The following is a 12,787-nucleotide window of genomic DNA, read 5'->3' as shown; positions in this document are numbered from 1 at the left end:
GTTCTAAAATCAACAAGACTTATAATAAGCATTATAATGCTAAAAAAATAGCTTCCCCTTTATTATTTGCATGTATAACTATTCCCTTCCAAATGCCACTTTTAATTTTTAACTCTATATATAATAATATACGTTTTTATTTTTAACCATTTTTTACATTTAATTACTTTTGTTGATTTTGGTGCAAGAAATACTGTCATTTTGTACTAACTTGTAACAAAAAAGCTCATTTTTCATTTTGGGGTAATTCTGAATTCTTAAGTTGATGGGCATGTATGGTGACCTCTATTAAGCTCTAGAAGACATCGAACGGTGGATTACACACAAAAGAAAAGATAATCATCTTAAAATCACAATCTCGGTGAATAAACTGACTCTTTTATTGGCAAAATCATTCTTTTAAAGAATGTCGTATAAAAATTTATTTAGCTACTTTCTATATTTTTCATACACAGCAAAACTATAAAAAAACAAATCTATCATTCTCCCAATATCTTATGAGATTTTGCTAGAAATGTTGATTTCGTACAACGAACCAGTAAATACCAAGCAAAAGATTTAGTCGCTTTATGTATATGGTCGAGTCAAAATGTCGCACAATATACTATTTATAAACTTAATATTCAGAATAAAATTTATAAATGCACCAAATTTATCCATATAACATAATAAATATACTAATCTTTATATAATAAAATAAAAGGAGTGAGGGTTTTGAAACATTTAACAAAACTAGTATTGGTATTAGTTTAATGTCTAGTGGATTTTTTATTACATCCGGTAAAACTAAAGCAGCAGTAGGAGGATGGTATAAAGTAACAGCGGGAGGAACTGATTGTCAAGCCAGGGTTTATACTGATCGCACTGTGTATGAAAAAAATCCAAAAAACAGTGGATACTTTTCCTCTAGCACACCATTAAAATCATTAAAAATAGGGCAAACATATCTTGGAGATCAAAGTGAAGTTACATTCGTACATGTTCAACTATACAAAAATGCTACACATACAGAACGTGCTGGAGAATTGTTCTCGACCAATATTACTATTCATCCTAGATAAATTATATAAAGAAGCAAGGAAGTATTAAGAAGAGAATCATTATTTAGAAAGTCGATTTTCACAATGATATGATGAAGTAAAACAGAATAGTGGTACATGAAAAAACACCTCCATTGAATTCGCATACTAATTATGCAAATTCAATGGAGGTGTTTTTTCGATTAGGGGATACTTTAAAATTTTAGCTTGATGGGTATGGGGTATGCTTTCCACAATAGAAGGATGCACTTCAGTCAAGGGGAAATTCTAAGTAAAAAAATTCTTCGTCAAACACCTATTTTTAAACTTTTTATTAAAAGTCCTTTACATACCATAGAGGGGTATAGTATTGTAAAATTATGGAGGTGAGGAAATGTCGATGATTTCAGAAAATCTTAATAAAATTGTTGAAATCGATCAATGCTGCTCATAAGACGGTGTAAGAAAAAGCCGCCATTCAGATAAAGTAAAGAATAACTTAACGATTAGTTCAGAAGTTAATAAGTCATATATTGAAAGGAATGAAAAATTATGAGTTTAGAAGCTTTAAATGAACAAGTAAAAAGGGATCTTTCTTATCTTGCATTTGGGGGAGAGGATTGGGTATGCCCAACCCACCATCCTGAGGGGCATGTCTACGATACAGTGATTATAGGAGGCGGCCAGTGTGGCTTAGGTGTGGCCTTTGGGCTTTTGCGTGAAAGAATATCTAATATCCTTATCATCGACGAAAACGTTGAAGGATATGAAGGGCCATGGGTAACTTACGCTCGTATGATGACATTGCGTACGCCTAAACATTTGATATCCATTGATCTTGGAGTGCCTTCTCTGACTTTTCGCTCCTGGTGGGAAGCGCAATTTGGACCAAAAAGTTGGGAGGACATCGATAAGATTCCGCGGAACGATTGGATGAACTATCTACGTTGGTATCGAAAGGTTCTTAATTTACCTGTTGTTAATGAGGTAAAGATGAAGCTTATTGAGCCTGCAGGGGAAGATGTTTATCGACTGCATATTGAAGGAGCAGGAGCATCTTCTAATACATTACTGGCCCGCAAGGTTATCTTAGCCACTGGTATTCAAGGCGGAGGGGAATGGCACGTACCATCTATGATTTCCGAAACATTACCTCGTCACCTCTATGCACACACCTCAGAAGACATTGACTTTGAGGCCCTTAAAGCCAAGAAGATAGCAATTTTAGGCGGTGGGGCCTCAGCTTTTGATAATGCGAATTTTGCATTATCTGAAGGTGTGGGTTCGGCTCATGTGTTTGTTCGCCGCACGGAGATGCCACGCATTAACCCAATGCGACAAATGGGGGTATCAGGTCTAATTGAACGTTTTCATGTTCTATCTGATGCTGATAAATATTCCGTTATGGCTCATTACTTTAAGCATCAACCTCCTACAAATGACACATTTGAACGTGCAGCTTCATATCCCGGCTTTAGATTACACTTAGGTGCACCATGGCTTGACGTACAGCATGAAGCTGAGAATGCTGTTGTCACTACTCCACAAGGTAATTTTACTTTTGATTTTCTAATCATTTCCACTGGTCTTGTGACTGATTATTCTTTACGTCCAGAGTTAAAGCTTTTCGAACGCCATATTGCACGTTGGGACGACTATTATAATGCGCCTGCTGAGATCGCCAACCGTAAGCTTGATGCATATCCTTACCTTGGCCCTGGCTTTACTTTCACATGCCGGGACAAAAAGGATACAAAGCTTCTTCATGGGCTTTTTGCTTTTAACTATTCAGCTGTAGTTAGCTGTGGTATCTCAGCATCTTCGCTTCCGGGAATGAGATATGGGATACCTAGACTAGTTTCAGCTGTGGCAGACCAGCTGTTCTCTGATAATCGTGAGGTGATTCTGAAAAACTTCTATTCTTATAATGAAACTGAATTTGTTGGAGAATGGATAAATAGGGGTTCTGAAGTAAGATAATTTTTTCGATATGGATAAAGATAAATAAAAGGGTGCAGATATCTTCCCTTAACATAGGCTAGAATCTAATGGTGGGGGGGAGAGTTCAAGCCTAATTCGAAATATAGACTTAGTTTTCTATTCAACTATTGAAGAGAGGATAGACAATTGGGGAAAGTCCTTACAAAATCGACGTGTGCATTATTATTGTTAATCTTTCTTTGGGGTGGAAGTTGGCCAATCTATAAAATGGCTGTGCCTTATACGCCCCCGTTATTATTTGCAGGTATGCGTGCTGTGATTGGGGGCCTTATACTAGCAGCTCTCATATATAAAATGAGGAACAGGATCAACTGGCGTGAAAAGTGGTCGAAATATTGTATTTCAGCATTCTTTAATACGATTCTCTTTTTGGGGTTACAGACACATCTCCATCAAGCTAAGGTTTTGAAGTACCCCCTAAACGAAAATTTTCTTTCTCTACAGGTAGTTACTTTGAGAAGTCAGCTCATTTTTTTCGTTTTAGGGCGTTTATTTTTCTTAAGTTGATGAGCATGGGGTTTGTGTAGCAATGGAACCCAATCACGCTATAAGGGGGTTCGACCGAGATACGTGTATTTTCTTAGTCAAGATAACGTGTATATCACGGCTGAACCCCTTCTTTAAAAAAGAGTAAAAATTCCAAGGAAACTTAATACTACTAGTAAAAATTATTCAATTAGGAGAAAACACATGAAAAATATTTTTTTAAAAGTGATTATATCACTTTTTTTATTTGCAATATGTAGTAATTCTGTTACTAGTATTTACGCTGAAAGTACTGAAATGAGTAATAAAACTTTTTCTGTGAAACAATTAAAAGGGAAAACATCTTTTAATTGTTTCATTCCTACTGAGATTGCAAAAGACTGGAAAGTTGAATTAAAATATCCAAAGCATGTACATGAAAATATGGGAAAAGTACAAATACACTTTCTAGATAGAACTGGTACCAAATTAAAAGTTGCGGTTATTGAAAAAACAGCAAAAAGAAATGATATTCAATCTGGTAATCATAAGAAAAGGGTAAAAGTAAAAAATATAGATGGTGTATTTCATCCCTTAATACCGACAAAAAGAATTAAAGATGTTAAGGGTGGTCAATTAACTTGGGTACAAGACGGAACAATAATTACATTGTTTAGTTCACGAATTTCTAAAGAAGAATTAATTACAATCGCTAAATCAATGAAGAAAATATAAAAAAGGTGTATATAGGGTAGCATTACATCGCTATAAAGCTAAGGTTTTGCACTATCCATAAAGCAAAAAAGGCGTTATCCTTTCTGTAGAATTATAGGAAAGGATGGCGTTTTTTATGTCTGTTTCTGTGTCTGACGAATTACAACTATTTGCTCAAGAGATTCAAAGTTTTTTATCTCCAAATACCTTGCGGGATCTTGCTAGAGATGTTGGTTTTGTACAACGAACCAGTAAATACCAAGCAAAAGATTTAGTAGCTTTATGTGTATGGGTGAGCCAAAATGTAACTATGACTTCTTTAACTCAGTTATCTAGCTGTTTAGAAGCATCAACAGAAGTACTCATCAGTCCTGAGGGACTGAATCAACGGTTTAATAAGGCGGCCGTCCAACTTTTACAACACCTACTAGCCGAACTACTAAGCAAAAAATTGGCCACATCTATACCAATTTCTTCTCCATACACTTCTGTTTTCAAGCGTATTCGTATTTTAGATTCAACGGCATTTCAACTCCCGGATGTATTTTCATCGGTTTATCCAGGTGCAGGAGGATGCAGCCATACAGCTGGGATAAAAATTCAACTTGAGTATGATTTGTTAAGTGGACAGTTCCTACATATTCATACAGGTCCAGGTAAACAACATGATCGCACTTACGGCTCTCTGTGTGCACCAACTGTGACAGCGAATGATTTATGTATCCGAGATTTAGGTTATTTTCATTTAAAAGACCTTCAATATATACAAGATAAAGAGGCCTACTATATCTCTCGTATCAAGTCGAATACACGTATATATCAAAAAAATCCTAACCCTGATTATTTTCAAGATGGAAGAATCAAGAAAGGTACAGAGTATATACAGATAGATATGGAGACGGTAATGAACTCTCTTCAACCAGGACAAACATGTGAAATAGCTGATGCTTATGTAGGTATGATTGATAAAGTGCCAGCTCGTGTAATTTTTCATCGATTAACAAAACAACAGCAACAAAAACGATTACAAGATCAAGCTGTAAGAGAAAAAAAGAAAGGAATGAAGTATTCTCCTCGTAGTAAACGACTCAGTGGTATCAATGTATATATGACAAACACCCCTACAGACATTGTCCCGATGGGACAGGTACATGACTGGTATTCTTTGCGTTGGCAAATCGAAATTTTATTTAAAACGTGGAAGTCATTCTTTCAAATCCATCATTGTAAAAAGATAAAACCAGAAAGATTGGAGTGCCATTTATATGGTCAGTTGATTGCCATTCTACTCTGTTCTTCTATCATGTTTCAGATGCGCCAATTGCTCCTCATGAAGAAAAAACGAGAGCTTAGTGAGTATAAAGCCATATATATGATTAAAGACTATTTTTTTCTTCTATTCCAAACTATACAAAAAAACACCCAAGAGCTATCAAGGGTGTTACTTCGCCTGTTCAATCTCCTACAGCAAAACGGGCGAAAATCTCATCGATATGAGAAGAAAACAGTCTTTGATATATTAGGTGTCGTTTACAATTGTACCATGTCTGATAATCAAGCGGCTTAATTCAAAAAAATGAAACAATCTCGCCTAAAATTGACTTTGTATAAGCTTAGCTTGATAGCGATGTGGTGAGACCCCTATAGGTTTTAGCAAATAAATCTGTCAAATAGCGATTCATAATATCAAAAACGTCATCTTGAGCATTTTGTGTATAGAATTTAGTGAATGCGACTAACATAGCTATACGACGTTCATCATTCATTCTAGCAATTGCTTGTGATGCATGCTGGGCGAGTTGTTGCATCCTTTTAACAGGAATTCTAGATGTATCCCAGTGCATTGCTCAAATGCTCTAAATGAGTTTTCTTTGTTTTCGGATCCGACTGAAGAAGGTTATCTAGCTTTTTGCGCTGCTCCTTACCGGAAAGGCCAGCATGTTTCCTTCAAAGCTGTTCTGACGCACGATTCCAAATATTTGCTACTAAATTTGTTAATACAGATACTCCCGGCAATAGAATCTTTTGCTCTATACATCTTGCCGTAGCTAAATCAAATAATATTCTTGGGCGCTCGTTATACAACCATGCGCGCATATAACCACCTAATTAAGCGCCAATGTCCAGACTGATCTGTAAAATCTCTATACTCATAAGTAAAACGTATTTCGTTCATATGGTCCCATTGACGCCGATTACTCGTGTAAGATGAAAAACGTTGTACATCTAGGTTTAGTTGGTCTGCCATATATGCGATGACCGTTTGTGAAACATCTGTAGGATTAGATAAAAATGTACCTAGGAACCTAACGGTTCCTAATTGCACAGCGAATCCGAGTTGGTTATGATCACCTCGGCGGTTCCAAGTAAGTTCTCTGTCTTTATCGTCTAGCTAAAAATATTTCGCTAATTGCTCTTGATGTTGGGGTATTACTAAAACAACCGTCTGAGGCTTCTTGTTCAGGCGTTAAAAAATCTACAGGCATAATCCATTTCCCCTGTTACATTTAGTAGTCTGCATCAAAAAATTAGTAAGATTCTATTTAGTATTAAGTCCAAGCGATTTTCTCTACTTCTCCCCGTAAATCAGCTTGCTTAGCTCTTACATAAATCATCGTAGTATTTAAGTTATCACGTCCCATAATTTGTGCAAGACGATGTAATGGTGTACGTTCTGTCATTACATAATGAAAACGATGGCGTAGATCATGTGCACTGAATCCTTCCAGTTTAGCAAAATTCATATATTTTTTAAGAATATGACGAACAGCTCTTTCTTGTAGCCGTTGTCCTGTTTTAGTAGAAAGGAACAAATAGTCTTGCTGCACATAGTTTGGTCCCATATACTCTTCTAATGCTAAACGAACGGTATTATTCAAGGGAACTTCCCGTTGTTTATTTTGTTTTCCAGAACGAACAATGACATGGCTACCACGCTTTCTTATAAAAATATCTTCTAGTTGGACATCACAAATTTCCTTGGAGCGAAGGCCTGTATGAAGCATAAAAATAATCATGGTTTTGTCACGAAGTGTTCCGTATTTTTCAACAGAATTATTAGTGAAGCGTTTTCTTTAACCGTCATTTGCTTTGGGCTCGTCTTTACTGTTGGAACAAATTTAATCGACTTGGAATAATTCGTTTGAATAACTCCTTGCTCCTTCTCCCAGTTAAAATAGCACTTAATAGAGTTTATTCTTCTATTAATTGTGGCCGGATTTAGAGATTTGGGAATTTGAATGTGTTCTCGGTACCTTGCAAATGTCCGAGCAGTAATTTCAGTTGTCCGGAAGAAAGTTTCTTCCGAGATATTTCCCCATACATGTTCAAACCAGAATATAAAATCTTCAAGATCACTTTTATATTCTGTAAGTGTTTTTGTATGCAAATTTCCTTCAAGAGATAAGCTAGAAATAAAATTTGAGATAAAAGATGTTCCTTGTGTTGAAATAATCTTGATTGATCACTTAGATTAGCGGACATTAAAAATACCGAGGGTAGGTGTAGCATATGGCTGTTTGTAGATAAGAGTTATATTGATTGATTGTCTTGGTCACCAAGATGAAAAAGTAGCATTTGATTTTTTAGAATTCTTTGTTCAACGTTCCAAGCGAAAACCTGTAGACTGGGAAAAGATTGATCGTGCAGAACCAGATGATGAGCTCTTATCTAAACAAAAACTGGAGCAATTAAACATTGAAGAAGGATATGTATCAGGTGAGGGAGTAAAACGTGAGTTCAGACTACAAGTTGATTTACCATAAATCTGCTTTAAAGTTTATTTCAAAGCAGGAGAAGTCCGTACAAAAGTGAATTGCTGAGGGATTAAAGGGGCTTCTGGAAATCCCTGCTGAAGGGGAGATGAAAGGTTATACGGAATTTTATCGACTTAGGGTGCGAACCTTTCGGGTTTTATTTGAAATAAACTATGACGAGAAAGTAATATACATACAACCAATTGGCAAGCGTGGTGACATCTATAAATAACAAGAAGATACATAAAAGGAAGAGATGATTAGAAAATATATGAGATTGCTTCAATTGAATGATAAACAATTGAAGCAAATAAACGAACTTCGTAAAGTTTGTAATCTAGATACTTTAGTACAAAAGGATAAGATGGGACGCTGTATGCGATGAAAGTCGCACGTACGGTGTTGGGTGGGGGAAAAGGTGGAGATGATATCAAAGCCGTACCTATCACGCACGAATGTAAAAAGTCCTAGAAGGGGCTAGGACTTTTTACATAATAAATCTATCTGTTTTTTAAAGGACGTACTAAATATAACATATGAATTTTTTAAAAAAGCAACAAAAAAGTGCACGGAATTGTTATTGGGTTAAGAAGGTTTTAGATTATAAGGAAAATAAAAGAGCCTGTTACAACTAATAGGCTCTATGTACAAGGGATTCAAAGAATACAGTCCAGAGAAGGTCTTGCAGTCCAAAGATTTAATATTAATTTATTCGAAAAAAATTAAAAATACGAACAAAAAAGCTATTTGGTAAAAAACTTTCATTAATAAAAAAACGTATACAAGTGCTCTTTGTATACGTTCCATTAAAAACTATGTCTTGTACATTTATTCTATGCATGCCTCATGTGAAAGGTGAACATATTTAAACAAAAAAGCTTTTTAGTAGAAATCATTTAAAAGACGATAAAAACATAGGGTATTACCAGTACATTACCAGAAAAGAGGTTGAATTTCCACGTATTCGGTGTTGAGAAAAATTTTTTTGAAAAACTTCATTTGAAAATAAATATACATGTGAAGTTAACAGGGCACATGTGCCAATGTGCTCTAAGAAAGATGTCCTAAGAAGGGAATCTTAGGGATTTCCAATTGTATTATAATATATGCTTGTCATTTTCAAGTATGAATGAAATAAAACAAAACTTTCATTTTGTAGAAAAGTGGTGTGATAAATGTATATTGAAACACTAAGAAATAAATTGAAGCAAGATTGCAAAGGAAAAGCGATGGTACGTAATGTGGGATTAGGACACTTCTATATTTACCTGACAAGCTCAGACGATATTTTTACAGCAAGAAGTAATGTCCTAGAAGTGCATAAAGTTTGCGAAAAAAATGCTAAGTATGATGAGCGTACAGAGCATATTGATGAAAAGTTGTATAACTGCTGCATCCATGGTTAGGTGCAAGTTAAAAGAGCAGCTAGCAAAGCTAACTGCTCCAATCATAGGATACGTTAAGAAATGTGTTTGTTAATGATAGGTCAGACTATGCAAAAGACATGTTTGTGCGATTTTCTGAAAACTATAACATCACATTAGATGAGTGGAATCATGATGTAGACCATGTTCATATTTTGTTCAAGGCACATCCGAATACAGAAATGGCAAAATTCATCAATGCTTATAAGAGTGCAAGTTCTCGACTCATTAAATGAGATTTTCCACAAGTAAAAAAGAAACTTTGGAAAGAACTGTTTTGGTCAAGAGGTTTTTGCTTATTAACTACTGGTGGTTCACCCATAGACGTGGTAAAGAAATATATTGAAAATTAAGGTGAAATGTGAGGTGAAATGATATGACAAAGCATAATAAAGCCTATAAATTCCGCTTGTATCCAACTGAAGAACAGGCATATCTTATGCGTAAACCCTTTGGTTGTGTACGTTTCGTGTATAACAGAATGTTCGCTGAACGTAAAGAAGCGTACGAAAAATACAAAGATGATAAGGAAAAACTAAAGGAACAAAAGCTACCAACTCTTGCGAAATACAAAGCAGAATTTGAGTGGTTAAAAGAAGTTGATTCATTAGCTTTGGCAAATGCTCAACTAAACTTGCAAACTGCCTATAAGAATTTTTTTAGTGGTCAAAATGACTTTCCTACATTCAAAAGCAAAAAAGATAGAAAATCATATACAACGAATGTAGTAAACGGAAATATTATGTTGCTTAATGGTCATATCAAGTTGCCAAAATTGAAAATGGTACGTATTAAACAGCATCGAGCAATACCACAAGACCATATGATCAAGTCATGTACGATTCCTATGACACCTACTGGTAAATACTATGTGTCCATCTTGACTGAATACGTAAAAAAGATTGTACAAAAAGAAGTAGAAACAATTGTTGGACTAGACTTTGCAATGGAGGGATTATACGTTAGTTCTGAGGATGAGAAAGCCAATTATCCTAAGTTTTATCGTAACATGTTAGACCAATTAGCAAAGGCACAACGAGTATTATCAAAACGTACTAAAAATTCAGAACGTTGGAACAAACAACGTATTCGTGTAGCGAAATTACAGGAGAAAGTAGTTAACCAACGTAAGAATTCCCTTCATCATGAGTCTAAAAAGTTAGCTACTCATTTTGATGTTGTAGCTATTAAGGATCTAAGCATGAAAGGAATGTCGCAATCACTTCATTTTGGAAAAAGTGTCGCTGACAATAGTTGGGGTATGTTCACTTCTTTTTTAGCTTATAAACTACGCGAACAAGGCATTTCGCTCGGCTGTCTTGGGACAAATTCGTTAGCTATCAAAAGTAACGACTAACTAAGAAGCCCCCACTTCAAACAGTCCGTTAGGACGTGAAGTGGCGGGTAGTTCACATCACTCCTTAATACATTAGCTAGTAGTGCATAGAAGCTCTTGCTTCCACCAAAGCCTAGAAAAAACAATAAGTACAAAATGCTAACATTTATGTACCCACCATGTGTCTCTCAATTATTAATCATGTACCTAATTTTTTATTTTTATTGACTTTTGTAATAGAGGATGGTTCATCATATGGAAAAGACTCCTAAAAATTTCTTATATATATATTAATAGATAAATGAAAAGTTCTAACAACTTTGTTAGAACTTTTTTCGGATACTTTCTAGGGATTTCGTAAAATAACGAAAGTAAATACATCATAAATAATAACAAACGTACATAAATTAAAAAAATTTTAAAAGTAATCTTATTTTTCGCACAAAAAACACCCAAGCAATAACGAAGATTCTGATTCGCCTGTTTACCCTACCACAGAAAAATGGTAGGAATTCTCACAGATATGAGAAGAAGACAGTCTTTGATATTATGGGTGTTGTCTATGAGTATAATAGGTTCGGAAAACAAAAGAAAGCTGCATAACTTTTAAAATGATACCTAACTAGATATATTTGGCATGCTCATTTTTAAGCTTAAATAGTTTTTTAGTTTGTTTGAACAAAAGTTCATTTTGTTTCCGCTCTTAAGTTGATGGGCATGTACACAGCCCCCCCTAACTGGGACTTTTAAACAGAAAAAAGCCCGCCTAAAATTGATGTTTTACTATTTTAAAAAGGAGTCCCCTGACGAAAAAAGATAAATATTGTTTTATTTTTATGAATTGTTTCGGGGGATATTTATATTATGAGTATAGAATACTATTCTATAAAACCGAAATGAATATGTTTTTTCTAAATAACAATCTTAATTACAAATATACATAGTCATTATTTCTTTTTTGACCAAGATTATTCCTAATTTGCGCACAGTACATATTTTAATTAAACTAAATTCATATCAGCTACAACAGTGTTTAAGATAGGAGTCTATTATTTAAATAGAATTTAGATATGCATACTTTATAGTAGTAATTATCTTCATTTCTATGATTTTATACAATTCAAATGTATGTATTTCTAAATTTTCATATTAACCAACATTATCCATTTCTGATATTAATACATGGAAGAGAAAATACTCAATATCTCGTGATTTAAGACATATATAATTAGGACAATAGGAGAGAGAATAGGTGGAAAAATTCATTAATATAGACCGAATTACAATAAATAGAATTTTACTATATAAAAATTACTTTGAAGATTCTAGTAATATATTTTACAAAACATATATTGCTAGTAATGGTTTAAGTTCATTCCATTACTCTAATGAAGTTTTACAATTTCAAAAAGATTTAAAAGAACATAAGTTTTTATTAAATGTTGATTTTGTAAGAATATCTAATAAAAGCCAATTCGCTAAATATATCAAATATCCAAACTTGATAACGAATGCTAGTTTCGAGACACTCCGAAAATTATTAACATATCATATTTGTAGGGAAGAATGGTGTGAAGGACATCTAGCTAATATGATTGATCGAAGACAAATTGTTAAAATTTTATTCCGCTTAAAGGATTTTGCAAATAAGGGATAGCACAATTATTCTTGTGTAACTCCATTTTTGAGGGCATGAATAACTGTGGTCCTAAATTAAGTTAGATTTTTGAACAATTCATAAGGAGTAGCCCTCTGAATAAATTTTTTATTTATGACGAACTAGCTAAATGGAATTTACTTCCTTAATTGTGTGCAAGGGGATACCCCAACGGTTGGTGGGAGATGAATTCCGGTTTGCATAGCCTAAAAGCACTTCATTTTATTTTTCGTATATTTTGATATAATTATTCTTATAAGTTATAAAGGTTGTTATAAAAATTAAATTAGATAGTAATAATCATTCATTGTTCATATTAAATTATCACCGTGTATTCGTCGAGAAATACAGAAGCAATGTATTGAGTGAGGTCTAGGAAATATTGAAAAGCATACAAATATCGTATCTATCCAAAA

9 protein-coding genes and 5 pseudogenes are annotated in these 12,787 nt (G+C 34.3%); 11 read left to right on the top strand and 3 right to left on the bottom strand.

Annotated features, from left to right (window positions below; translation table 11 throughout):
* Positions 1–752: 752 nt before the first annotated feature.
* From NHG49_RS31050 to NHG49_RS31030, 5 genes and pseudogenes are all read left to right on the top strand, one after another.
* The gene (locus tag NHG49_RS31050) at positions 753–1,061 is read left to right on the top strand and encodes a hypothetical protein (RefSeq protein ID WP_258127217.1); all 309 of its coding nucleotides are present in this window, start codon (positions 753–755) and stop codon (positions 1,059–1,061) included.
* Between the two features lie 510 nt (positions 1,062–1,571).
* On the top strand, positions 1,572–2,999 hold the full coding sequence (locus tag NHG49_RS31045) for a flavin-containing monooxygenase (protein ID WP_258127216.1): 1,428 nt from the start codon (positions 1,572–1,574) through the stop codon (positions 2,997–2,999).
* Positions 3,000–3,146: 147 nt separating this feature from the next.
* Positions 3,147–3,404: pseudogene (locus tag NHG49_RS31040) on the top strand (EamA family transporter); the annotation flags it as partial.
* A 306-nt stretch (positions 3,405–3,710) separates the two neighbouring features.
* The gene (locus NHG49_RS31035) at positions 3,711–4,220 is read left to right on the top strand and encodes a DUF4367 domain-containing protein (RefSeq protein ID WP_258127032.1); all 510 of its coding nucleotides are present in this window, start codon (positions 3,711–3,713) and stop codon (positions 4,218–4,220) included.
* A gap of 115 nt (positions 4,221–4,335) precedes the next feature.
* Complete coding sequence (locus NHG49_RS31030; RefSeq protein WP_258127205.1) at positions 4,336–5,766, top strand: IS4 family transposase; 1,431 nt, start codon at positions 4,336–4,338, stop codon at positions 5,764–5,766.
* 73 nt (positions 5,767–5,839) lie between these two features.
* Here the strand turns inward: NHG49_RS31030 and NHG49_RS31835 are convergent.
* The 3 genes and pseudogenes from NHG49_RS31835 to NHG49_RS31605 form a co-directional block, all read right to left on the bottom strand.
* Positions 5,840–6,685: pseudogene (locus tag NHG49_RS31835) on the bottom strand (DUF4158 domain-containing protein); the annotation flags it as partial.
* A gap of 63 nt (positions 6,686–6,748) precedes the next feature.
* Positions 6,749–7,216, bottom strand: coding sequence for a tyrosine-type recombinase/integrase (locus NHG49_RS31610; RefSeq protein WP_308665818.1), 468 nt, complete (start codon positions 7,214–7,216; stop codon positions 6,749–6,751).
* The gene (locus NHG49_RS31605; protein WP_308665816.1) at positions 7,213–7,587 is read right to left on the bottom strand and encodes a hypothetical protein; all 375 of its coding nucleotides are present in this window, start codon (positions 7,585–7,587) and stop codon (positions 7,213–7,215) included. The genes NHG49_RS31610 and NHG49_RS31605 overlap by 4 nt, the downstream gene beginning before the upstream one ends.
* A gap of 148 nt (positions 7,588–7,735) precedes the next feature.
* Between NHG49_RS31605 and NHG49_RS31010 the strand changes: the two genes are divergently transcribed.
* From NHG49_RS31010 to NHG49_RS30980, 6 genes and pseudogenes are all read left to right on the top strand, one after another.
* Positions 7,736–7,963 (top strand): hypothetical protein, encoded by a 228-nt coding sequence (locus NHG49_RS31010; RefSeq protein ID WP_258127202.1) that lies wholly within the window; start codon positions 7,736–7,738, stop codon positions 7,961–7,963.
* Between the two features lie 1,166 nt (positions 7,964–9,129).
* Positions 9,130–9,360: a hypothetical protein gene (locus tag NHG49_RS31000; protein WP_258127201.1), complete on the top strand. Its 231-nt coding sequence runs from the start codon at positions 9,130–9,132 to the stop codon at positions 9,358–9,360.
* A gap of 56 nt (positions 9,361–9,416) precedes the next feature.
* Positions 9,417–9,731, top strand: a pseudogene (tnpA, locus tag NHG49_RS30995) (IS200/IS605 family transposase); the annotation flags it as partial.
* A gap of 23 nt (positions 9,732–9,754) precedes the next feature.
* Positions 9,755–10,690 (top strand): annotated as a pseudogene (locus NHG49_RS30990) (RNA-guided endonuclease TnpB family protein); the annotation flags it as partial.
* A gap of 468 nt (positions 10,691–11,158) precedes the next feature.
* Positions 11,159–11,317: pseudogene (locus NHG49_RS30985) on the top strand (IS4 family transposase); the annotation flags it as partial.
* A gap of 649 nt (positions 11,318–11,966) precedes the next feature.
* Positions 11,967–12,371, top strand: coding sequence for a DUF6508 domain-containing protein (locus NHG49_RS30980; RefSeq protein WP_258127200.1), 405 nt, complete (start codon positions 11,967–11,969; stop codon positions 12,369–12,371).
* The last annotated feature ends 416 nt before the right edge of the window (positions 12,372–12,787 follow it).

The sequence above is a fragment of the Bacillus sp. IBL03825 genome, assembly GCF_024712505.1.
In the GTDB taxonomy this organism is placed as follows: domain Bacteria; phylum Bacillota; class Bacilli; order Bacillales; family Bacillaceae_G; genus Bacillus_A; species Bacillus_A wiedmannii.
Note: the sequence above shows the minus strand (reverse complement) of the source record. Positions and strands in the feature narration are given on the sequence as shown.

What these genes read in the sequence shown, in the direction of transcription:
- NHG49_RS31030 (WP_258127205.1), top strand. Translation starts at nt 4,336, where the DNA reads ATGTCTGTTTCTGTGTCTGACGAATTACAACTATTTGCTCAAGAGATT.
- NHG49_RS31610 (WP_308665818.1), bottom strand. Translation starts at nt 7,216, where the DNA reads ATGATTATTTTTATGCTTCATACAGGCCTTCGCTCCAAGGAAATTTGT.
- NHG49_RS31045 (WP_258127216.1), top strand. Translation starts at nt 1,572, where the DNA reads ATGAGTTTAGAAGCTTTAAATGAACAAGTAAAAAGGGATCTTTCTTAT.
- NHG49_RS31050 (WP_258127217.1), top strand. Translation starts at nt 753, where the DNA reads ATGTCTAGTGGATTTTTTATTACATCCGGTAAAACTAAAGCAGCAGTA.
- NHG49_RS31035 (WP_258127032.1), top strand. Translation starts at nt 3,711, where the DNA reads ATGAAAAATATTTTTTTAAAAGTGATTATATCACTTTTTTTATTTGCA.
- NHG49_RS31000 (WP_258127201.1), top strand. Translation starts at nt 9,130, where the DNA reads ATGTATATTGAAACACTAAGAAATAAATTGAAGCAAGATTGCAAAGGA.